Genomic DNA, 24,458 nt, shown 5'->3' on the forward strand with positions numbered 1-24,458 from the left:
AATTAAATGACATTGGTAGATCTGTTTCATATACTTTTGGTTTTGGCTGATATTCCAATTCGTTCCCACTACCATGCCGATGGCGTAAGTTTTGAACCGATACCTAAAGAAAATAGTATAAGGATAAGATACCCAGTTTTATCAATATCCATATGATCAAATTAGGGAGAACCTTGTTCGACTATCGGATAAAATTGTAGAGCAAAATATGTACGGCCTACCTTGTTTATTCAGAAAAAGAGGCCAGGGAGTTTTTGCACAAAATGCAATATGACAAGAAGCCTGCACTGGAAAAACAACGTATCGACCTGTTATCCAATGATATTGACCCCAAAAACAACTGGTGGGGCAGTATGGAGACCAAAGATTAAAAATGTAAAAATTAAAATTATAATGATAATGCGAAGAATATTCTTTTTTATTGCCTTGCTGACAGCTTTGGTATCTTGCCAAAAATCCCTGGATAATATCAACCTTACTTCTCCAGATGGTAATCGTTCCATTGGGATACAGCTTGTTGATAATAAGTTGAATTATCAGGTTGGTTCTCAAGGTGTAGAATTTATAAGGACTTCGGAATTGGAAATAGTACCAAACGCGAAGGTGACCATCTTGAATGCCACAGAAATTGAAAACGACGATAGCTGGAATCCGGTTTGGGGGCAGCAAAGCAACATCCGTGACCATTATAAAGAACTTCAATTGGATCTAAATATCGATGGTGTAGAGGGAAAATTGTTGGCCAGGGCGTACAATGAAGGAGTTGCTTTTAGATTTGTCCTCAACGAAGGCGAAAAACCTAAGGAGGCCATTTTTAAATGTACTTACAATTTGCCCAACGGCAGTAATTATTTTTCACCAGCAGGCGAAAGTGAACCATTGGGCCCCGTGGATTATAAAGGACTGACCGATTATTTACAGGACAAAGGTCCTAAAAAGAGAAAAATTAGTGTGCCTTTAGTTGTTGAATCGACAGACCAATCTTTTATGGCATTATTGGAGTCGGATCTTTATGTGGCCAATGGTATGGATCCCATGCATCTTGATGTTGGGGAGATTGAAGGAAAAATTGTATCAATTAACAAAGTAGCATTAAGTGAGAAGGAATGGACCAGTCCTTGGCGGGTAATTCTTTTTGGGAAATCGGCTGGCGACCTTGTGGTGAACACAGTGCCCATCAATTTGGCAAGTCCGTCAAAACTTGATAATACGGATTGGATAAAGCCAGGAAAGACGTTGTGGGATTGGCGTGTTCATGGTTATACCGCTCCTGATGGGTTTGTCTATGGCATTAATACCGAAAGCTATTTCCGTTTCATCGACTTTGCCGCTGAAAAGGGTATCGACTATTTTCTTATCGATGATTCCTGGTATAAGGAGGTTACCAAAGGGCATTTTGAGCTTTCCGATAAACTGGACCTGAAAAAAGTGATCGATTATGCCGCGGAAAAGGAGGTAGATCTAATGTTGTACTATGACAGGAGGCATGGAGAATATGGCGATGATGAACTTTTTCCTTATTATCAGTCTTTGGGAATGAAAGGAATCAAATACGGATTTATGGGTAGTAATGTGGATTTTACCAGGGAGGCCATTCAGAAAAGTGCAGCAAGTGAGTTGCTGATCGATTTCCATGACAGTCCGGTACCTTTTACAGGAATACGACGTACTTACCCTAATGCCATTACTCGCGAATACTGCCATGCCCAGCAAGATTCACGTAGGGCCTTCACACCTGAATCGTTCATTAAAATGGCACTGATAAACGCCATTACCGGCCCTTTGGATATGAACAACGGCAATTTTGATCTAACGGGGATCAACAGCGGGCTCCGACAAAAAGGCCCAAGGGAAACAAATACTTATTTTTCAACCGTGACCTCCGAAGCAGCTAGAACGCTGATCATTTTCAGTGGTCTAGTCTGTATCCCAGATGCCCCGGAAGCTTATGAAACCAAGGCCGATCTTTTCGAATTCATTCAAAAATTGCCTGTTGGGAAATGGGACGAGAGCAAGATCCTGCATTCCAAAATAGGCGAATATATTACAACGGCAAGGCGCCACGGTAAAGAATGGTTCATTGGAAGCGTTTATAACCAACAGGGAGGAACTCTGGAAATTGATCTCGACTTTTTGGAGGCCGATAAGGAATACAATATTACCTTTTATGAGGACACCCCTGAAACCCATTGCAAAACCAATCCTGAGGCTTACCAGGTGCGGAACGGCAAAGTTAAAAAAGGAGATGTTATTAAGGCTGCAATGGCACCAGGAGGCGGGCATTGTATGTGGATAAGACCTAATTAATTAAGAAAATGAGGGTGAAAATTATTGTAACGATCAGTATTTTATTTTTTTTGGCAGCGGTCTGTATGCAAAAAAAACAAGATCCAGCCGCTAAGCCAAATTTCATCATTATCTTAACCGATGATCAGGGCTACAGTGATGTAGGCTGTTACGGTTCCCCAAATATCAAGACCCCTAACCTGGATAAAATGGCAAGTGAGGGAATGAAGTTTTCCAACTTTTATGCCCAAACAGTTTGTGGGCCATCACGTGCGGCATTAATGACGGGTCGTTACCCTATGCGTAATGCACGAAACGACAACGGAGAGGTGCCGCATCCCAAACTATCGTTAAGTGAAGTTACTATTGCCGAAGTATCAAAGCCATTAGGATATAAAACGGGAATGATTGGAAAATGGGATTTGGCAGGTCACAGTCCAGAACAATTCAATCCAAATTTATTGCCCATGCACCAAGGGTTTGACGAATCCTTTTTTACACCCACAAGTAACGATTCCAAAGTGCATTTGTTGCGAAATGAAACGTTGGTAGAACCTAAGGCCGATATGTCCACACTTACCAAAAGATATACGGATGAAGCGATTGATTTTATTGAAAAGAATAAGGACCAGTCATTCTTCCTTTACTTGGCTCATACCATGCCGCATACCCATTTGGCCGTTTCCGATGAATTTAAGGGAAAATCGGAAGGTGGCTTTTATGGCGATGTTATTGAAGAAATAGATTATAATGTTGGACGAATTTTTAAAAATCTTAAAGATAATGGATTGGATGAAAATACCTATGTGATTTTCGCCAGCGACAATGGCCCGTGGTGGATACAAGGGGACCATGGCGGAAACGCCGCACCCCTTAGAGGGGCTAAAACTTCGGCATGGGAAGGCGGACTTCGGGTACCATGTATAGTTAGGGCCCCAGGAAAAGTGCCGACTGGAAAAACTTCGGATTTGGTAACGGTCACCATCGATTTGTTGCCCACATTGGCCAAAATAGCAGGGGCAACAATTCCTATGGACAGGGTGATTGATGGCTTGGATATTTCCGACATTATTCATGGAAAATCAACAGATTTGGAAAGATCTTTTTTCTACTACCAACATCATATATTGCGAGCCGTACGAAAAGGCAAATGGAAATTGCATTTACCGCACCAACCCGATTCGACATCCATAGTTTATGAAAAGTGGCCCGTTCACTCTGCGCCAGAAGACCGCGTTCTATATACAAAATACACGCTGTACAATTTAGAAAATGATATTGCGGAAACTACCGATGTCTCTGCCGAAAACCCGGAAGTTGTTACTGAACTGACAAAACTTTTGGATTGGGCAAAGGAGGATATTGGCTATTTGGGGGCAAGAGGTTTAAACGTAGGCTCCCTAGGAACAGAGCCTTATTTTACTCCAAATGAGTTTTTTCCTGAACATATGGATATTAAATGATCTGTAATATGCTTTTCAAAATGAAATATTGTCGAAAATTACCTAACACACTAATTGTTGCTTTTATTCTTTTATATTGCTTAAGCCCCATAATAATGCAGGCTCAAGATAATCCCAATGTGGTCTATATTTTAGTGGATGATTTGGGTTATGGTGATATAGGTTGTTATGGTGCAACAAAAGTAAAAACGCCAAACATAGACAAATTGGCAAGTGAAGGTAAAATTTTTACAGATGCACATTCGGCTTCGGCGGTATGTACTCCATCCCGTTATGCTTTAATTACTGGGCAATATCCTGTTCGTGGGAATAACGGAAAAGGAATTTGGGGGCCCGCGCCCGTTACTTCAGAACTATTGATAGACCCGGATACATTTACCATAGCGGATGTATTCAAAAACAAGGGTTATGCAACGGCCGCCTTGGGAAAATGGCATTTAGGATTTGGCAAGGGAGAAAACACTTGGAATGAACCATTGCGCCCTGGACCGAACGATTTAGGGTTCGATTATTACTACGGTATTCCCGTTGTAAACAGTGCACCACCTTTTGTATATGTAGAAAATGACCGTGTGGTGGGAGAAGATTCAAACGACCCTTTGGTGTATGTAGGAAGAGGAAAAGAGAAAGAGGTTACTCCAATTACTCCTATACCACCAGAAGCTTCACAAAGAACGGCCAATATGTTTAAAGGGGCAGTTGCCGCGCATAAGATGTACAACGATTATACCGTAGGAACCGTTTTGGCAGGAAAGGCTGTGGAGTGGATTACAGAGAATACCACCAATGACAAGCAAAATCCTTTCTTTTTGTACTTGGCCACCACCCATATTCATCACCCCTTTACTCCTGGAAAAAACTTTCAAGGAAAAAGCGATGCCGAACTTTATGGAGATTTTATTCAAGAACTTGATTGGATGGTAGGACAAGTAACTTCTATATTGGACAAACAAGGAGTAGCCAAAAATACCTTAGTAATCTTTACCAGTGATAACGGAGCAATGTTGAATCTGGGAGGTCGCAATGCCGTGAAAGCCGGACACAAAATTAATGGAGATCTATTGGGTTTTAAGTTCGGGGTTTGGGAAGGTGGACACCGTGTGCCTTTCATTGCCAAATGGCCGGGTAAAATTGAGGTGGGAACTGTATCCGATCTATTGATCTGTAATGTGGATATGTTGGCTACTTTTATGGAAGTTACAGGTCAAGACCCCAATAGCTTGAAGAATTCTGACAGCAAAAATATTTTGCCGGCTTTATTGGGCAATCCGGAAATGCCTATTCGCAATGAATTGCTGTTGGCGGCAAGCAAACCCACCCATTTATCACTCCGAAAAGGGAAATGGATGTACATTCCAGCAAAAGGTAGTGGGGGTTTTAATGGCTCAAAACCTCAGCATCATGCTTGGGGCGGTGCCCCTGGGGTAGACTTTGTAGGAGGAACAAATAGCGATATTGTGAACGGGCAAATAAAAGAAAATGCGCCTTCGGGACAGCTATACGACTTGGAAGCGGATAAATATCAAACCACCAATGTGTACAATCAGTATCCGGAAGTGGTGAAAGAAATGGTGGCTGTTTTAGATACCTATAAACCCTAAGAGTAATTTTGAAGTATGATTAAAAAACAATCGACTATTATAAGGTGTCTTGCCAGTGTTTTGTTCTCCGGTTTACTAACGATATCATGTACATCCAAAGTCAAAACTGATAGGGAAATCAGGCCTAATTTCATCTTTATTATGGCAGATGACCTGGGTTGGCAAGATGTGGGCTTTATGGGAAGCAAATGGTTTGAAACCCCCAACCTGGATAAGTTGGCCGGGGAAAGCCTTGTTTTTAACAATGCCTATATGTACCCAACCTGCTCCCCATCAAGAGCGGCTTTGTTAACGGGGAAACAGTCTTTTAGAACAGGAATCTATAATGTGCCTGTATTGGAAAAAGGGGATAACCAACACAATATATTTTCGCGTTGGACGGTTGGCCTGGAACATACCATGTATGCAGAGCCCTTAAAAAATGTAGGTTACCAATCCATCCATTTGGGAAAATGGCATGTGGTAGGTCCCAATCCAGTAGAGGAAACGGCTTATCCATTTGAAAAACCCTTAAAGCAACCTGCTAACGGAAACTTGGATTGGTTGGCAGACCACTTATCCATCGATATTCAAAAATATTATCCTTTGGGAAAGGGGTTTCATGAGAATGTAGGAGGCACCTGGTGGGGTGATCCTGCCCGCGGGTATACGGAAGGCTACCAATCCGGAAGTGGAGGTTATAAAGCCCCTTTCAAAAATCCTTTTATTGAGGATAAGGAAGATGATGAATGGTTGACGGACAGGTTGACCGATGAGGCCATCCATTTTATAAAGCGCAATAAAAAGGAACCGTTTTTTGTAAACCTTCACTATTATGCACCACATCGTCCTACAGTGCCTAGAGACAAGGATTCGTTTCAGAAATTTATGGGCAAAGCGGCTGATTCCATAACAGGTCAAGGAGAAAATAACCGTGAAGAAATTGCCGGCTACGCCACCATGATTGCCTCCATAGATGAAAATGTGAAGCGCATTTTTGATTATTTGGATCAGGAGGGGTTGAGGGAAAATACAATAGTGATATTCACTTCCGATAACGGATTTAACGGTTTGCAAAGCGGCACAAATACCTTGCGGGGGGCCAAGGGAACTATTTATGAAGGCGGCCTACGGGTACCTGCTTTTGTAAATTGGAAAGGTCATGTTGCCCCTGGGGTTTCGGAAACCCCCATTTGCGGAATGGACTATTTTCCCACATTTTTAGAGTTGGCCCAGGTGAAGGATTATGACGGAAAACTTGATGGGGAAAGTTTGCTACCCTTGTTGAAAAACACAGCGTTGAAAGAGCGGGCACTATTTTGGCATGTGGCAAGTACCTATAAAAATCTGCCCTGTTCCATAATTAGAAAGGAGAAATGGAAGCTGATCCAGTATTTAAACGATGGTAGGGTAGAATTGTACAACTTGGAAAAAGATTTAAAGGAAGCGAATAATTTAGTTGATGAAAATCCGGAAATAGTTTCCCAATTATTGAATGAACTCATAACTTGGCGAAAAAACAATAAAGTACCGCTTCCAGCAGCGTCGGTACTACCATTTTAAGGAAAAATTAAAAACAAAAAAAGTTATGCAAAGATCAATTAAAGGCAATCTGTCCGTATTCTATATTTGTACGGCGATGGTAATACTTTTTTTGGCTAGTTGTAAGCCCAAAAACGAGGAGAAACCAAAAGAAGTAGAAGAAGTTGTAAGTCAATCGCAAGGGGCGACTACCACATTTACCTATCAGGAGATTCCGGGCATTGGTATAGATAGTCTTTACAACAGACGGGACAATAGCGACATCATCAAGGTGGGCGACACTTATTATGTGTGGTATTCTCGAATGGATAGTCCAACAACGGCAGGGTATTGGGCAACCATATGGTATGCTACCTCAAAAGATGATGGACATACCTGGGAGGAGCAGGGCATGGCCTTGGATGTTGGTCAGCAGGGTGAATTTGACAGTCACTCTGTATTTACTCCTAATATTTTGGCATATAAAGGGAAATACTATTTGTATTATACAGGGGTTAAGCCCACTCCCGGCAATGCCAAAAAAGAATTCGAGAACAATTCGGAAACCGATATTACGGCTATAGGGTTGGCAGTTGCCGATAGTCCGGAAGGCCCCTTTGTAAGGGTCCAGAATAACCCTATATTGGAAATTAGTGAGGTGCCCGAGGATTTTGATAGCTACCGCATTGATGATGCCGCTTTATTGGTAAAGGATAGTAAGATTTGGTTGTATTACAAGGGTCGATCCATTGTTCATGGAAAAAAGGGGCCTGGACTCACAAAAATGGGAGTCGCCATAGCCGACCAACCCGAGGGACCTTTTAAAAAGCACCTAAACCCCTTAATTGATAAGGGACATGAAGTATTGATCTGGAACCATAATGGGGGAATTGCATCCCTGGCATCAATTAGTAAAACCATACATTGGGCCAAGGACGGATTAAATTTTTCCCCAAGGGAAGAAAATCTAAAGAAAATTCCAATAGCTCCAGGCCTTTATCGTCCACATTTGGAGGATGGGAACCAAGCCATGGAAATTCCGGGATGGGGTATTTCCCTTAAGGGCAAAAAAGGAGTCGTCTACCTAGAGCGTTTCGAAATGGAGTAATAGGGATAGGGCTCCCACTAAAAAATTGGTTAGTGCTCATTGGCAACTGTGGCATTATTCCAAATTAGTTCCTGACGATCAAAACAAAAAAATCCAACCTATGCAACTAGGTTGGATTTTTTTGTTAGCCCGTAAGAGGGCTTAGTTTACCTTCTACGCTGCCCGGAATATTGCATGGCCTCTCCCTTTCCAAAGCCATAGCTAAAGCCTAGGGCTACAAATGTGCCTCTTTGACGGCGATTGTAAACCTCGTAATTGGCCTGGGCAATTTGGCTCTCGTCCACTCTGGAGGCAAACAGGTCCCTGACGCTTAAATTGAGGACGGCCTTGCCTTTCATAATGTTTTTTCGTAACCCTAAATCCATATAGAGATTATCGCTAACATCACTTTGTACAGTTTGGTAACTGGACTGATAGTTGCCGGTCATTTCCACATCGAAATCGGATGGAAGTTTAACCTTTGTCATTAATTTGGAAGTCCATTGATCATTGCTAAAATCGAAAACAGTGGTCTCGAAGATGCCATTCCTTTTAAATTGATTGTAATTAAAGTCCCCGTTCAAGGTAAGCCATTTGGCCGGACTGTATTTGGCGTTGAACTCTATACCGGTGGCTTTGTTTACTCCAATATTTTCGGGTCTATAGGTGCTTACATTGTTTTCGAAGGTAGTAATACGTTCTATAACGTCTGTGGTATATCGATGATAAACCCCAAAATTAATACTGGCAACGCCTAAAATATATATACTGGTAATCTCATAGGAATCGGTAAATTCTGGCTGTAATTCAGGGTTACCTTGGCGTACACTATAATTGTTTCTGATATTGAAAAAAGGATTCAAATCCCACATTCTGGGCCTGTAAATCCGTTTGGAGTAGCCTGCTTGGAGGGATATCTTGTCGCTAAATTTATAGGAACTATGAAGGCTGGGGAAAAAGTTGCCATAATTTTGACCGTTGGCCGAGCTTGTAGTGACAAGAAATGTATTCTGATCGGTCTGTTCCAAGCGCAGGCCTCCTTTTATGCCCCATTTTTTTCCTTCGTAGGATCCAGTGCCGTATAGGCCAAGAACTTTTTGGTCAAATTCAAAAACATTGGTCAAACCAGGGTCGTTTACAAAGGCGCCGTCCGCGAAATTATTTACCTCGTAATCATTGCTAACGTCGTTCAGGACATATTGGCCCCCTGTCTCTATAGTCCATTCCTCTGTAATGGGATTGGTATAATCCAGTTTAAAAGTAAATATAGCTTCTTTAAAATCGGTTCTAGTCTGTTGTCTACTATCATTGTCATCCCCAGTAATAGTGGTATTTAAGAATTCGGAGGATTGGTCCTTCCCAAAGAAATTTCCCAAACCACTAAAGAGCAGGGTATGGTCCTCATGGTTTTCAAAGTCTTTTTTATACTGTAGTTCGTACTGGAATTTGGGATTTTTTGCATCAGTAACTTCGGTGCGTTCCCATTCCGAGCTGACGGCATTGTTGGAGTCCAGAGCTACGAAACTGGTGTTGGAGGGTTGTTCCTCTATTTCCATGGCAAAGTTGCCTGAGAGAGTCAATACGTTATTATCGTTGATATGATAGTCTGTTCCCAGGACAAAATTGTAATAGGTTTCATTGCGGTATTCGGTACCATTACTAAGAATAGTGGTGTTGTTTTCCAAATCTACGTTACGGGTTTCAAGATCGTTGGGCATATCCCGAAGACCTACCCCTAGTTGGGTGAACAGGTTGAAATTCTCTGTACGCCTATTTAAGCTTACGCCCACACTATGGCTATCCGGGGCTCCGGTATTCACTGAAATGGAACCATTAAGGCCTTTTCGTTCTTCCTTTTTTAGAACAATATTGATAATTCCAGATGTTCCTTCGGCCTCATATTTGGCGGAGGGATTGGTCATTACCTCCACCTTCTCAATCATGTCTGCCGTAATGGTTCCCAAGGCATTGCCTTCATCACTTGCAATGATGGACGGCTTACCATTAATGAGAATCTGCACTCCCTGACTCCCTCTAAGACTAATACGCCCCTCTATGTTGACATTAACGGAAGGTACATTGTTTAAAACTTCCAAGGCACTTGCACCGGTAGTACTAAGATCTTTGCCGACGTTGAATACACGTTTGTCCAATTTAAATTCGGTACGTGAAACTTCGCCCTGTACCACTACTTCCTGTAATTGTTCTGCGTCCTCCGAAAGGGCCACATTCCCTAAATCTATCGTTTTCCCCTGGGTTGGTGGTGGTCCAAATGTTTTGGTCCTGAATCCTAAAAAACTTACTTCTATATAGTATTCGGAAGCATCCGTTTCCAAGCTAAAACTGCCATCATCCTTAGTGGTAGTTCCATTTATGGGCTTTTTGGTTTCGTTATCGCCGACCATAACCGTGGCATAGGCAATGGGCTGTCCATTGGATTCCTCCACTACAGTTCCCTTAATGGTTACCGTGCCTTGTTGCGCCAAGGCAACAGGACAACAGAGCATTAAAGAACCAGCAATTAACATTTGCACCAATATTTTTTTCATGACTTGCTTTAATAGATTAAAAATGGATTGTAACAATTGCAAAGATTCATTTTTTTATTGAGAAGGGTGGGGTATTTTCTGTGAACGACAAAAGTATTCCATTAAACAGCAGTTAGTAGTTTTCATGAAGGGCATGCGCTGTTTAGGGGTTTAATTTTGCCGTTGGCGTAGCACTATTTTTTGAAACGGGGGCAATAGCTTAGATTTGAAGTATGAAAAAAGCAAGGATATCCAGAAAGGAATTGTTCTTTCAAGTCGTACTCCATATCTTGGTGTTGCTTTTCTATTCCTTTGATAAGAACAATCCGGGGATTACATTTGCCCAACTGGTTTTCTTTTTGGCCTATACTATTTTTGCCGCTTTTATTACCTACTTTCTAATGCCTAGATTTTTATACCGAAAAAAATATTGGCAGTTTTTAGGATTGGTGGTTTTGGTATTGTTTGGACTTATTTGGGCCGAGGAGCTTTTGGAACTGGTTTTTTATCCAGGAACAAAAAAAGCCATAATTGTACCTGGGATTTATTATGCCATCTTTGATGTGTTGCCGGTAATTGCAATTTTGTCGGGGTTTAAATTTGCTTGGGATGCGATAAGTTCCCAAAGTGAAGTGGAAAAGTTAAAAATGTCGGCGCAGGAAAATGAACTTCAATTTTTAAAATCGCAGATCAATCCCCATTTCTTGTTTAACAACCTTAACAATCTTTATTCTTATGCCATTGACAACTCCCCAAAGACACCTACCATTATTTTGGAACTATCCTCGGTATTGCGTTATATGTTATACGATTGCAAGGAAAGGTATGTACTCCTATCCAAAGAAATAGAACATTTGAGAAACTATACCCAATTAAGTGAACTGCAAATAGAAAATCGGGGCGTTGTTGATTTTAATACAGATATTACAGGGTCAGGATACCACATTGCACCACTAATATTGACCGTATTCGTGGAAAATGCCTTTAAGCATAGTACCGCTAGCCAATCTGAGGATATTTTTATTAGTGTGGATATCAAAGTATCTGAAAATGGCCTTTTACATTTTGAATGCACCAATTCTTTTAGGCGCGAAACCAATACGGATGACCTCTCCCATGGTATTGGTCTACAAAACGTGAAAAAGCGCCTTCGGCTTATTTATCCCGCTGCCCATAGTTTATCAATTGATGAAACAGATACCACCTATTCGGTTAAGTTGGGCATTGACCTTAAAAAGGACAACACATGATTCGTTGTATCATTATAGAGGACCAACCGCCAGCACAGCGTGTACTTCAAAAGTACATAGGTGAAATGAAGAGTTTGGAGCTCATGGCTACTTTTGCGGATGCCCTCAAAGCCATGGATTACTTAAAGGCCGAAGAGGTAGATCTTATATTTTTGGATATCCATTTACCCAAGATTTCTGGGATGGACTTTCTTAGGGCCCTGAACAGGAAACCCCATGTTATTTTAACAACTGCCTTTTCGGAATACGCATTGGAAAGTTATGAATATCATGTGCTGGATTATTTATTAAAGCCATTTTCGTTTGAAAGATTTGTAATGGCCGTTTCCAAAATCCCGGTTCCTAACTTCCAAAGGCCTTCCATAGAAAAGGGGCTGGAAAGAAAGACAGTTCCAGAGGTGATTTTTATAAAGTCGGGCTACGAACATCTTAAAATTGCCCTTGCAGATATCTTTTATATCCAATCAGAGGCAGACTATACCGAAATTTACACGGCTGATAAAAAACATCTCACCTCACACTCCTTAAGGTATTGGTTGCAGACCCTACCCTTGGACCAATTTGCACAGGTACACAAATCCTATATTGTAAATACCCTACAAATTGTGAAGGTATCGGGCAAGCGCATTCTTTTCGACAAAGAAATCCATGTCCCAATAGGTCGTGCCTTTAAGGAAGGGTTTGTAGAAAAATACCTTAAATAATTGGGAACCTGTCCTTAAACAAATTATACGGTAGATAGAATATTCTCCTAGTCTTCCCTATGGATAAACTGCGCTCGGTACAAGGTGTATTTAAGACATGGGATTTCAATGGGCCCAATTTCTAAACTGTAGGACAAGTTAAATTTGATATATAAATTATGTTGAAAGCCAGAACTTTATTATATTAGTACAATCGATTGCATAAATCTTAATGTTATGAATGTCAGCCTTCGCTTTTTTCTAAATACATCACTCATTATTCTGTTTTTAGGTTCTGTTGCCACTGCCTGTAAGGAGGCACCAAAAGAGCAAAAGGAGGTTGTGGATGCATTTGCCGCTGCCGATAGGATAATTAAGGATATAGTAGTGCCTCAATTTCCTGATAGGGATTTTAATATTGTCGATTTTGGTGCCGTAGCAGATGGCGGTACAGATAATACCCAGGCCTTTAAATTGGCCATTGAGAGTTGTAATAAAGAAGGCGGAGGTAAGGTGATTGTACCGGAAGGAAGTTTTTTAACCGGGCCAATTCACTTGAAAAGTAATGTGAACCTGCACTTGGAGGAAGGTGCCGTAGTTTTGTTTAGTAAGGATTCCAAAGCGTATTTACCCGTTGTACATACCTCTTACGAAGGGGTGGAGATCATGAATTATTCACCGTTGATTTACGCCTATAAACAAAAGAATATCGCTGTAACCGGGAAGGGAGTTTTTAATGGACAGGCAAGCAATACTAATTGGTGGCCATGGTGTGGAGCGGAAAGATATGGGCATATGGATGGGGAACCGCAACAAAAGGATGGGCATAACTTGCCAAGACTGCGTAAAATGAATGAAGAAGCAACGCCGGTTTCAGAACGTTTGTTTGGGGAAGGTTACCAATTACGCCCTAGCTTCTTTCAACCTTTTGAGTGTGAAGACATCCTAGTTAAAGGCGTAACCTTCACCAATGCCCCATTTTGGGTTTTGCATCCCATAAAATGCAACAATGTTACGGTTGATGGTGTAACGGTGAAAAGCCATGGCCCAAACAATGATGGATGTGACCCTGAGTATTCCAAAAATGTGCACATTACCAATTGTGTTTTCGATACAGGGGATGATTGTATTGCAATCAAATCCGGTAGAAACGATGAAGGAAGAAGGGTAAATATTCCAAGCGAGAATATTGTTATAGAAAACTGTGTAATGAAAGATGGTCATGGGGGTGTGGTCATGGGCAGCGAAATTTCCGCAGGGGTAAGGAATGTGTACGTGAGAAACTGCAATATGGATAGCCCAAACCTTGATAGGGCTATTCGCATAAAAACCAATACGCTAAGGGGAGGTTTTGTTGAAAATGTGTTTGTTAAAAATATCCAAGTAGGGCAGGTAAAAGAGGCGGTATTAAAAATTAATACCTACTATGCAATTTATGACAATCAAGAAGGGAGTTTTATTCCTACCATCAAGAATATACATTTAGAGGATGTTGAGGTGGAAAACGGTGGGGAATATGGAATATTGATAAAAGGAAGGGCCGAAAGCCCAGTTGAAAACGTAACCTTGACCAATGTGAACATAAAGGGAGCTAAAACTCCATTATCTGTTGAAAATTCGCAACCTATTATATTCAAGAATACTACCATAAATGGAGTAGCGTATTAATCTATAAATAACCACAACGAATAAATTATGAAAAAAATAGCTGTACTAAGTTTTGCCCTTTTAGGTTTATTGGCCTGTAAGGATAAATCCGCCAAAAATGAAGCCATGACCCATGCTAGTAATGTCGTAGCCGATACACCGCTTAAAACCTATGCCGAAATATCCATAAAGGAGGGCGGGGAATGGATGGGCAGAAAGTATGTGGGTGGAGATGGTTTTAGAAATGTTCAAGAATTGGAGGTTCCTAAAAATCACACTGACCATTCTTTTTTTATTCGTTACGAGGGCCCGGGATGGGAAAACAATCAAATTGGTTATAGGCTATATTTGGATTGGAGGAACGCCATAGACATTTATGGCAAGAAGGTAGATTCTTTGGTCTTGCCCTATGTAGGGCAAGATGGTTTCGATTCCTATCACGAGCCCGCAGATTGGGGACAGGATATTTTGAAGGCCGGAAAATCCATGGGTATAGGCGGTTATGGTAGATTGGTAAATGACACGGTGGCCCATTTTAGAAATGTGGACAATACTTCTGTACAAATTGAAAATACGGAGAGTAACTCTACGGTGTATATTGACTACAAGGGTTGGGAAACGGGTAATGAAAGTATTGATTTGGATGCCACATTGTCCATTTTTAAGGAAGACAGGTACACACTTGCAACATTGACCCCGTCCAAAGCCATTTCAGGTATTTGTACTGGGATAGTGAAATTCCAGGATATTGCCCTAAAGAAAAAAGAAGGGATAAAGTGGGGGTATATAGCAACATATGGTGCCCAGACATTAGTGAATGACACCGATAAATTGGGGATGGCTATTTTTTATAGGATCGATCAAGTTGCCGAACAGAAAGAGGGAATCAATGATCATCTTGTTGTATTTAAACCAACCACAGATAAAATCGCCTACTATTTGCTTGGGGCATGGGAACAAGAACCCAATGGCATTAAAGATGAGGCATCTTTCATTTTGGATTTGGACAAAAAATTGGAAAGGCTAAACACTACTAATTCACTAAACTTATAAAGCATGAAAAATTTAAGAACTTACATTTCTATTTGTGTATTGACTATTGGTTTATCTGTTACTTCGTGTAAGGAGACCAAAGGGGAATCCAAACAAGTAACAGAGGACACTACTGCCTCGATAATTGTTCCTGAAAACCTTAAGTGGTCCGAAAGAATGCTGATGTCAGAAATTGAGCGTTTTCCGGATCCAACCAAACTGGATTTTGTAGATAAGCCAAGATGGAGCTATACTAATGGACTGGTGCTATCTGCCGCCATAAAAGTGTATGGGGAAACCAAGAAGCAAGAATATTACGATTATATCTATGCTTACGCCAATGATCTAATTGACAGTACCGGAACCATAAAAACGTATTCTTTGGAAGACCAGAATCTAGATATGATAAAGTCTGGGGATGTTTTATTGTACCTATATGATAAAACCAAGGAAGAAAGGTTTTTAAAGGCCATGCAGATTTTAAGTAGCCAAATGGATTCCCAGCCCAGAACATCGGATGGAGGTTTTTGGCACAAGAAGCGTTATCCCTATCAAATGTGGTTGGACGGCTTGTATATGGCAGAACCTTTTCATGCCCACTACACTAAATTATTCGAAAAAGATGGGGAGGAGGCAAAAAAAATCTATGATGACATTTTACTACAGTTCGATTTGATCCAAAAGCATTGCCATGATGAAAAAACGGGTCTTTTGTACCATGGATGGGATGAAAGTAGGGAACAAAAATGGGCAGATAAGAAAACTGGAACCTCACCTCATTTTTGGTCCAGGGCCATGGGTTGGTATGGCATGGCACTGGTAGATGTTTTGGACTTCTTACCAAAGGATCACCCAGGACGTGAAAGAATTATTACCTACCTAAATCAATTTGCCGAAGCCGTAACAAAGTATCAGGATACCTCAGGATTGTGGTATCAAGTATTGGATCAGGGCGATCGGGAGGGCAATTACTTGGAGGCTTCCGGTAGCTCAATGTTCACCTATACCTTTGCCAAGGGTGCCCATAAGGGATATTTGCCGGAAAAGTACTTGGGTATTGCGGAAAAGGCATACTCGGGAATATTGGAGAATTTAATATCTATTGAGGATAACGGTGTTGTAAACCTCAATAAAGTATGTGGAGTGGCCGGTTTGGGAGGCGACCCATACAGGGATGGATCCTATGAATATTATGTAAATGAAATTATTCGCTCCAACGACCCAAAGGGAACCGGTCCGTTTATATTGGCCAGTTTAGAATTGAATAAATAAACTGATAAGGAAATAACGGGGGTACTTCTGAGGATAAAGTTCTTAGGAACCCCCGTATGTGTAAAATAAAAAAGGACCAAAATGTTTTAATACAATTTGGTTATAACCACGATGGCCCATCAAATTATGACCCTGGGATCAGGGTTGGCATAAGGGGAATTGGGGAGGAAATAGACCGCTCACTTTCGGATAGGCATGTAGTTGTTCATAGTTACGGTTGGTATCTTGGAACAATGGTTGCAGAAATCAAAGAAAGTGGGGCCATACCCATTATTCGGCCCATGCTTTTGGGTATTGTTCCTTATTTTTAAATATGGATATAGTTGAATTGGGATAATACCATTTTAATTAGTGCTTATAAGCTGCCTGAATCAACAATTGCCATGAATTTTAAAGTAGACAGAATTTTGATTGGAATAAGATTTTGGCCCTTTTTTGTGTCCCTTATATTTTTTGGTTCTTCGCTCTGGGCCCAACAAAAACCTCATAAGGTTGAACCCTATACCATTGCTTCCACCTATAAAAAACTGAAAGCCGAATACCCTTTTGTTAAACCGATAAAATCTTTACGGTCCAATAAAATTAAATCAAAAAGGAATGTAGTTTATAAGGGGGATGGGACTAAAAAACTAAGGGCCGATATGTATTTTCCCAAATCAGGGAAGGGCAAAGTCTTTCCGGCCGTTCTTTTGATTCATGGAGGGGGGTGGATAACGGGAAGCAAGGAAAACTTGGGGGTATTGGCACAACATTTGGCGCTAAACGGCTATGTTGCCATAACGGTATCCTATACCTTGAGTACGGAAGCTCCCTATCCGGCCAGTGTTTTGGATCTAAAAACGGCCATTGCATGGATGCGTGCCAACGCAAAAAAATATCATTTGGATCCTGCCAAGATTGCAATTTTGGGAACTTCGGCCGGAGCCCAATTGGCTACCCTTGTAGGACTTACCCCTAATTCTCCCATTTATGGTAATAAAACGTCCTTTTCAGATGAAGTACAGGCCATTATCAATATTGATGGTATCGTATCCTTTGTACATCCCGAGGCACATGAGGAAGGAAAATCGGCCGGAATATGGCTTGGTGGGTCGAGAACGGAAAATTGGAAAAATTGGAATGAAGCCTCCCCCTTGGGCTATGCAGGACAACATTCGCCCCCGATTCTATTTGTCAATAGCGCACAACCCCGTTTTCATGCCGGAAGGGATGATTTGGTAGCCCTTTATAACGACCATGGCATTTATAGTGAGGTGCATACCATTTTGGATAGTCCCCATTCGTTCTGGTTACTACATCCTTGGTTTGGGACAACGCTTGGTTACACCCTTGGTTTTTTGGAGAAGGTCTTTGATCCTGGAAAATGAGGGATTCCTTTAAAGGATCAATCAAAATCCAACAACATTATGGTTGGGGATTTTTGGGCAAATTGCTGTGCCAATTCTCCTCTTGGGTCGCCGTTGATGGCCATACCGGTAAAGGAACCTAGGAGCAATTCGGGAAAGCCGTTTTGATCAAAATCCGTAGGCTCCATGATGAGCCATCTTCCCGAAGAAGCTTGTTCAAAAGTGCGAAGATTGCATGTAATGGAATCGCCAAAACTAGTGTTTTCCAAGTATATAAATCCTTCCTTAGGATTCCGTAATAGATCGGGAAAGAACGATATCATGGCAATGTCTTGGTCCCCATCATTGTCAAAATCGTGATTAATGGCCTTATAGGCACCATTTTGATGTTGAAAAAAGGCCTCGTTAAAATTGTTTTTGCCATCGTTGAGGTATATCCTGAGCCCGTGATAGGGTTTTAAAAACCTTGAAAAATCGGCATTATCCCCATTAACATAAATAATATCCTCATGGCCATCAAGGTTCCAATCTACCAATGAAAATGACACTGAACCGTATGAAGAAGGGAATTTTAATAAGGTACTGACTTTGAAATTGCCTTCTCCCAGGTTGTAATGAACATCAATTCTTTCGTTGCCTTGGGACATCAGAACAACAATATCGGGCCGGCCGTCTTGGTTTAGATCCCGTATAACCACTGCGGCTGCTCCAGGGTCCGTGGATAATATTTTTCTGGAGTATTCACCGTTGGGGTGTTTAATAAAAAGGCTGAGTTTTCCAGTGTGATTGCCGTATTCACAAACGATAATATCCTCTAAATGGTCTCCCGTTAAATCCGTAAAAGTGGTGTGGACCGGTCTTTGTAAGTTTTTTAAGATGCTCATAAAGCCTCGGTAGTCCTTTTCCCCTGGCCTTTTGAATATCTTTACCACACTTCCAGAAGGGTTGTCGGTGGGCATGAACCCGCCCATCAATGTAGCTATAATGGTGTCCGATTTACAATCTAAATATGAAATAGGGGAAGGGAGAGCCAAGGTACTAACGGATTTTAAATTATGATCCAATATATTTATGGCGCTATATTCTGTTTTGGTATCCGCTACATATACTTCATTGAGTTCGGGGTTATATTTAATTGCGGTTACCATTGGAGGGGAAACATGAAACTCGGGTACTTTCACATTAAGTCCCTTGATTCCCATTTGTATTTTCTTGTTCGGAATGACTAGGCTATCCGGAGCACTATCGATGTAATATTTTTGAATCAGATTCCATTGTTTTATTGATAGGATGGGCTTTGGGGGAAATATATTTTGCCGCTCAACTAGCTGACCTCCCGGATTGGATTCTATCAGGCTTTGTCTGGTCATATCTTCATATATTCCCATTCTATGGCCCATTTGGGGGAGCACTCCTAATTGCCAAGTTTTTTTATCCAACAATTCCGGTTTTGGAAAAACATGGCAGCTGGCACAATGGTTCTTTGCCAAGCTTTCTCCTGAGAGATTGATTGTTTCCTTATCTTTTGAAACCTCAATGGATTTGGCTTCAGGTTCTCCCTTGCAGGAAACGATCAAAACCTGAAGGCAGCCCAGGAAAATATATAAGGTATTATGCATAGAAGGTATCAGTGATAATGTTCTTCATATAAAAATGCAACAAATTCGGTACTTATAAAAGGATTTTCCAAAAATTTGGACAGGTTCTTCTGTAATGATAGGAGGGTATAATGGTCCCCTTTGTTTTATAAATAAAAAAGGGGAGAATTTTATCTCCCCTTTAACAACTTTGTTATGTTATGGATTTAGAATAGGTTAATATCCCGGGTTTTGTACCAGTTTCGGATTCTTGTCCAAGGCTGTCTGGGGCAATGGGAAAATGGTATTATGGTCATCAAGCTCATAGAAAGTAAGGTTGGGCGAGTATTGTGCTATTCTGTCCAACAAGGCCTGATCCGGGGTAAATACATCCCCATTGTCATCGTACATGGTAGGAACCGTATAAGTGGCGTAAGCCGTCTTATTGGACAGTAATTTGCCCTGTCTTACCAATTCCTCATAGTCTTGTCCTTCAAAGCAGAGTTCTTTTCTAAATTCGAGATAAATGGCCTCCCTAAGTTCTTCCTTGGTCAAACCTGATAAGTCGTCCAGGCCTGCTCTATCCCGTACCCTGTTCACATATTGGTAGGCATTTCCTGGACCCTCATCTTCGTTTGTAGCTTCGGCCGCGGTAAGAAGTACGTCGGCAAATCGCAACACCTTGATGTTGTAGGCCATACCATCCCCAACCTTGTTTTCTGGGTCCCTGTATTTATTTATATGTGGTAGCGGGTAGGTGTTTTCCTGCCATTGTACTAGTTCGCCTCCACCGTTCAGTTTAGGGAATTCTGTTAGCCATGTAGCCGCTTTTCTTTTATCGTTTTCCTCAAATTGATTGAACCACCAGAGGCTACCGATTATTGTTCCCCATTGTCCGGGCCCATAACCATTGTTATTGGGTTCAAAATTGTTGCCCAAAGCATGGCCTTGGGGAGCAACCCCATTGTATTGAACCTCAAATACACTTTCTATGTTATTGTCCACATCGCCATTGCCCATCCACCAATTGTCTTTTGGGTCTTCCATAAGGTCAAGGCCACTGGGAGAATTTATTACAGCTATGGCATTGGTTTTGGCATTGGCCCAATCTTTTTGATAAAGTTGCACTTTGGCCAAAAGCCCTTGTGCAGCTTCTTTGGATGCCCTTCCAACATTGTTGCCGGAATAGGAGGATAGGAGGGGCAATGCGCCCATGGCCTCCGTTAGGTCTTGGACAATTTGAGTATATACTTCGGCCTCTGTATTACGTGCCACCTGTAACTCTGTAATATCGGAAGACTTGGTTTCGGTTAAAATTAAGGGTACACCTCCCCATCTTCGTACCATATTGAAATAGGTCAATGCCCTTAAAAATTTGGCTTCCCCTATGATTCTTGATTTAAGGTTTTCATCCATTTCAATATCCGGAACATGGTCAATAACGGCATTGGCTCGGTTAACAGCTTGCCATACTGCTCCCCAAATCGCAATATTATAGCGCGAGCTTTTTACCATTCCGGCATCGTTCAACTGTATAATTTCGGCCCTATCCGAAGTAGTACCAAGACGGGTAAAGACCCCATCTGATGCCAATGCACTGGACGTCATCCAATATCTGGAATAATAGTCGTTTACCCTCAAAGCCGCATAGGCACCGTTTACTGCGGATTCGGCATCTTGAGCGGTTTGATAAAAGTTTACCGGCGAAATGGAATCCTTTGGAATCTCATCGAGATAATCAGAGCATGCGCTTGCAAGGATTGCAATGCATAACAGTATTAAGAATTTTAAATTTTTCATATCGTTTATTTTTTTATTAGAAGTCAAGTTTCAGTCCCATTAAAACGGTCTTGGCCAATGGGTAGGAACTGATGTCCCATCCAAAGGAGCCCCTTACATTGGCACGCCCATTGGTATCCGGGTTATAGCCTTTGTAATCTGTTATTGTGAACAAGTTCTGACCGGTAACATAGATTGATGCATTGGCATTTCCCAGTAGTCCTTTGGGCAACTCGTAGTTAAGGGTAATTTCCTTCATCCTTAGATAAGAAGCGTCTTCCAAGAAAAAGTCAGAATCTCCAAGACTTGCAGAACCACCAATGGAAGGAGGGGTTTGTATTGGAGTGGGCCATAGGGCATCAACATTGCTTGGAGTCCAATAATCCCCAACTTCCGCCAATACATTCTGACCTCTGGTAACAGTTGAATTAAACCTTCTCATGGAATTGTAAACAAGTCCACCCTTCTGTCCTTGTAAAAAGAGCCTAAGTTCCAAGCTTTTATAAGATATGGTCGAGTTTATTCCATAGGTAAAATCGGCATGCGGACTTCCGAGCACCGTACGGTCATCGGTATCTATTTCCCCGTCGTTGTTCACATCCACATATCTCGTCATCCCGGGAATAACGCCTGGTCTCAAGGATTGTTCCGCGTCGGCTTCCGCCTGCGAACGATATAGTCCATCTGTTTTATATCCATAGAATACGCCTACAGGTTCTCCAACAGTTACATAAGACCTTGGAGTGGAACCGGCAAAAGTAGGTTGTGCTATTTCATAGGATTGATCACCTTCTCCCACTTCCGCGGCAGATCCCAAGGAGGTAATTTTATTTTTGTTTTGGGAAATGTTAAATCCAAGGTCCCACTTAAAGTCATCATTTTGTACTACAGCTCCGTTCATGGATAGTTCCCAGCCAATATTTTCCATCTCTCCCAGATTCTGTACGGAAGGGTCCAAAATACCGGATGTTTCGGGAAGATTAACCTCTAACAATAGGTCTTCGGTCTTTTTTACATAATAATCAAAAGAGGTATTAAACCTACCTCTAAGCAGGGAGGCATCCAGACCAACATTGGTTTGGCTGGTGATTTCCCATGTTAAGCCCGGTACGGCTACACGTAAGGGGGCAAATCCACTTACAATGGTACCATCCCCAAAATTATAGGGATCTGCCTGTAATAGGGCCAAAGACCTATAAGTGGGCAATTCTTGGTTACCAACTTGTCCCCATCCAATCCTTAGTTTTAGATTGTCGAAGAAATCCGATTCGGCCATAAAAGCTTCGTTGGAAATCCTCCAAGCTCCTGCTACAGAGGGGAAAAATGCCCATTTATTACCTTCTGCAAATTTGGAAGAGCCATCCCGACGTCCTGTTGCGGTAATCAGATAACGATCCTTATAGTTATAGTTGATCCTTCCAAGGAATGACATAATACTAAATTCGGCATACTGTGAATCTACAGCTGGGGCCACTGATCCGGCACCCAGGTCATAAGGTCCTGTAATATCGGTGGCAAACCCACTAGCCGTAATCAACCTGTATTCTTCGGTTTCCTTTTGTACTGTAAAACCGGCCAACGCCTGTAAATTATGGTCCCCAAAATCTTTATTGTAGTTTAAGGTATTTTCATTTAATAGGGAGGTTCTATTTACAGAGCTGACATTGGCGGTATTGATAGGGCTGACAGCATCGAAGAGTGACGTTCTATATACATGCCTGTCACGGTTCTCCAAGTCGGCCCCAACACTTACCCTAAATTTTAAATCTTCCAGTAAGTCATATTCCCCGAACAGGGAGCCTAGAATTCTAGTGTTGACACTTTCATCAGAAAATTCATTGATAAAGGCTAAAGGGTTTCGGGTTCCCTGCGCATCAGGAACGGTCGAGGGCATGTCGTTCAGAACGGAGTAGGAGCCATCAGGTTGGTAGATTGGCAGTACAGGTGCCATTTGCAAGGCAGTGGCGGTTATACTATTGGTTGCCTCTCCTTCTGTTTCGGCGGCATTGTTTATGGATCTGGATACATTCAGGGAATTACCGAATTTTAATCGGTCACTGGCATTGATATCCAGGTTTACCCTTAAGGAATATCTGGTAAAGTCCGATCCTTTTATAATTCCTTCCTGATCAAAAACAGCTCCTGATAAACTGTATTGTATGGATTCGGAACCTCCGTTTATCCCAATTTGGTGATTCTGTATCAAGGCACTCCTGAAGATCAAATCCTGCCAATCCGTATCGTAGGCTGGTGCGTTGCCAAATACTACAGGATCCGGAGTGGGACTATTGGCAGCAGCCTCGTTGTATATGTTTTGATATTGCTCGGCATTCATCATATCAATTTTGTTGCTGATGGTCTGTATACCTGCATAACCGTTATAGGATATTTTTGGCAAGCCTTTCTTACCTCTTTTAGTTGTGATCAGAATAACACCATTGGCACCCCTAACCCCGTATATTGCGGCAGCCGAGGCATCTTTAAGAATCTCTATCGATTCAATATCGGACGGATTTAGTGCAGCAAGCGGATTTTGGTTAACCGTGTAGTCTGTACCCGTACTACTATCTAGTCCCCTACCTGCGCTGGTAGCAAATTGCGACTGTCCGGTTACCGGAAACCCATCGATTACATATAAGGGTTCACTTCCATTCAAAATAGAAGTAGTACCCCTAATTTTTACACTGATTCCACCTCCGGGAGCACCGGAATTGTTCGTTATGTTTACACCGGCTACCCTACCTTGTAAGCCTTGCTCCATGGAGGTAATGGGAGCCGCGTTGAGCTCTTCCGAAGAAAGTGACCCAACCGATCCTGTAAGATCACTTTTTTTCTGTGTTCCATAACCTACAACAACCACTTCCTCGAGCTGGCTGGCATCTTCCAATAAATCTACATTTATGGTGGATTGCCCACCTACCTCAATTTCTTGGGTCTTAAAACCAATATATCTAAAGACTAAAATGTCATTGTTGCTTGCATCAATGGTGTAATTACCATCGAAATCGGTTGCGGTACCCGTTGTGGTATTCTTAATAATGACCGATACCCCTGGTAATGGGGTTCCAGATTCATCGGAAACGGTACCAGTTACAGTGGAGGTGTCCTGCGCATAAATGGGCAGGTATAATATTACTCCAAAAAGTAGGAGATAATATTTCATGTTTTTTCTTGTTTTCATACGTCTTTGTTTAGTTGAGATTGTTTTTAAATTAATTTAGGTGATTTGAAAGTGTGTTCTTTTTCTTTCCATTTTTTTGTAATTTTAGTTAAGGTTTTTTATACAATCGATTGTATTTTTTTCTAGGTATTTTAACTTGATGTACGTTTTCCTCGGCTATAGAAAAATGTACAATAAGTCCATTCAACTAATGCAATCGATTGTACTAAAGTAATTAAAATATCAT

The 24,458-nt window shown here is 41.5% G+C and carries 16 protein-coding genes; 12 read left to right on the forward strand and 4 right to left on the reverse strand.

The genetic code is table 11. The features are described 5' to 3' along the window. Positions 1–399 precede the first annotated feature (399 nt). The 5 genes from C7972_RS03535 to C7972_RS03555 all read left to right on the forward strand — a co-directional run bounded on the left by C7972_RS03535 (position 400) and on the right by C7972_RS03555 (position 7,958). Positions 400–2,307: a glycoside hydrolase family 97 protein gene (locus tag C7972_RS03535; RefSeq protein ID WP_220020861.1), complete on the forward strand. Its 1,908-nt coding sequence runs from the start codon at positions 400–402 to the stop codon at positions 2,305–2,307. Between the two features lie 14 nt (positions 2,308–2,321). After that, a complete protein-coding gene (locus C7972_RS03540) occupies positions 2,322–3,749 on the forward strand; it encodes a sulfatase (RefSeq protein ID WP_181422809.1) in 1,428 nt (475 codons plus the stop codon). A 95-nt stretch (positions 3,750–3,844) separates the two neighbouring features. Then, a complete protein-coding gene (locus tag C7972_RS03545; protein WP_110354861.1) occupies positions 3,845–5,350 on the forward strand; it encodes an arylsulfatase in 1,506 nt (501 codons plus the stop codon). 15 nt (positions 5,351–5,365) lie between these two features. Further along, positions 5,366–6,892, forward strand: coding sequence for a sulfatase (locus C7972_RS03550; RefSeq protein ID WP_110354862.1), 1,527 nt, complete (start codon positions 5,366–5,368; stop codon positions 6,890–6,892). A 25-nt stretch (positions 6,893–6,917) separates the two neighbouring features. Continuing rightward, positions 6,918–7,958 (forward strand): family 43 glycosylhydrolase, encoded by a 1,041-nt coding sequence (locus C7972_RS03555; protein WP_110354863.1) that lies wholly within the window; start codon positions 6,918–6,920, stop codon positions 7,956–7,958. 146 nt (positions 7,959–8,104) lie between these two features. On the opposite strand, the gene C7972_RS03560 is transcribed toward C7972_RS03555, so the two are convergent. Then, positions 8,105–10,486, reverse strand: a complete 2,382-nt coding sequence (locus C7972_RS03560; RefSeq protein WP_110354864.1) for an outer membrane beta-barrel family protein — start codon at positions 10,484–10,486, stop codon at positions 8,105–8,107. Between the two features lie 212 nt (positions 10,487–10,698). On the opposite strand from C7972_RS03560, the gene C7972_RS03565 reads away from it, so the two are divergent. The 7 genes from C7972_RS03565 (at position 10,699) to C7972_RS03595 (ending at position 17,716) form a co-directional block, all read left to right on the forward strand. Further along, positions 10,699–11,715: a sensor histidine kinase gene (locus tag C7972_RS03565; protein WP_110354865.1), complete on the forward strand. Its 1,017-nt coding sequence runs from the start codon at positions 10,699–10,701 to the stop codon at positions 11,713–11,715. Further along, complete coding sequence (locus tag C7972_RS03570) at positions 11,712–12,419, forward strand: LytTR family DNA-binding domain-containing protein (protein WP_110354866.1); 708 nt, start codon at positions 11,712–11,714, stop codon at positions 12,417–12,419. Before C7972_RS03565 ends, C7972_RS03570 begins: the two co-directional genes overlap by 4 nt. Before the next feature lie 216 nt (positions 12,420–12,635). Then, a complete protein-coding gene (locus C7972_RS03575) occupies positions 12,636–14,066 on the forward strand; it encodes a glycoside hydrolase family 28 protein (protein ID WP_110354867.1) in 1,431 nt (476 codons plus the stop codon). A gap of 27 nt (positions 14,067–14,093) precedes the next feature. Further along, on the forward strand, positions 14,094–15,098 hold the full coding sequence (locus C7972_RS03580; protein WP_110354868.1) for a DUF4861 family protein: 1,005 nt from the start codon (positions 14,094–14,096) through the stop codon (positions 15,096–15,098). A 3-nt stretch (positions 15,099–15,101) separates the two neighbouring features. Further along, entirely contained in the window at positions 15,102–16,349 is a 1,248-nt protein-coding gene (locus C7972_RS03585; RefSeq protein ID WP_110354869.1) for a glycoside hydrolase family 105 protein, read from the forward strand. 56 nt (positions 16,350–16,405) lie between these two features. Continuing rightward, on the forward strand, positions 16,406–16,660 hold the full coding sequence (locus C7972_RS03590; RefSeq protein WP_110354870.1) for a hypothetical protein: 255 nt from the start codon (positions 16,406–16,408) through the stop codon (positions 16,658–16,660). Positions 16,661–16,732: 72 nt separating this feature from the next. Then, the gene (locus tag C7972_RS03595; protein ID WP_110355139.1) at positions 16,733–17,716 is read left to right on the forward strand and encodes an alpha/beta hydrolase; all 984 of its coding nucleotides are present in this window, start codon (positions 16,733–16,735) and stop codon (positions 17,714–17,716) included. A gap of 17 nt (positions 17,717–17,733) precedes the next feature. On the opposite strand, the gene C7972_RS03600 is transcribed toward C7972_RS03595, so the two are convergent. The 3 genes from C7972_RS03600 to C7972_RS03610 form a co-directional block, all read right to left on the reverse strand. Continuing rightward, entirely contained in the window at positions 17,734–19,314 is a 1,581-nt protein-coding gene (locus tag C7972_RS03600) for a VCBS repeat-containing protein (protein ID WP_110354871.1), read from the reverse strand. 195 nt (positions 19,315–19,509) lie between these two features. Further along, complete coding sequence (locus C7972_RS03605; RefSeq protein WP_146216260.1) at positions 19,510–21,072, reverse strand: RagB/SusD family nutrient uptake outer membrane protein; 1,563 nt, start codon at positions 21,070–21,072, stop codon at positions 19,510–19,512. A 16-nt stretch (positions 21,073–21,088) separates the two neighbouring features. Further along, positions 21,089–24,232 carry a TonB-dependent receptor gene (locus C7972_RS03610; RefSeq protein ID WP_110354873.1) on the reverse strand — a complete coding sequence of 1,048 codons (3,144 nt, stop codon included), beginning with the start codon at positions 24,230–24,232 and terminating at the stop codon, positions 21,089–21,091. Between the last annotated feature and the right edge of the window lie 226 nt (positions 24,233–24,458).

This window comes from Arenibacter sp. ARW7G5Y1 (assembly GCF_003201775.1).
In the GTDB taxonomy this organism is placed as follows: domain Bacteria; phylum Bacteroidota; class Bacteroidia; order Flavobacteriales; family Flavobacteriaceae; genus Arenibacter.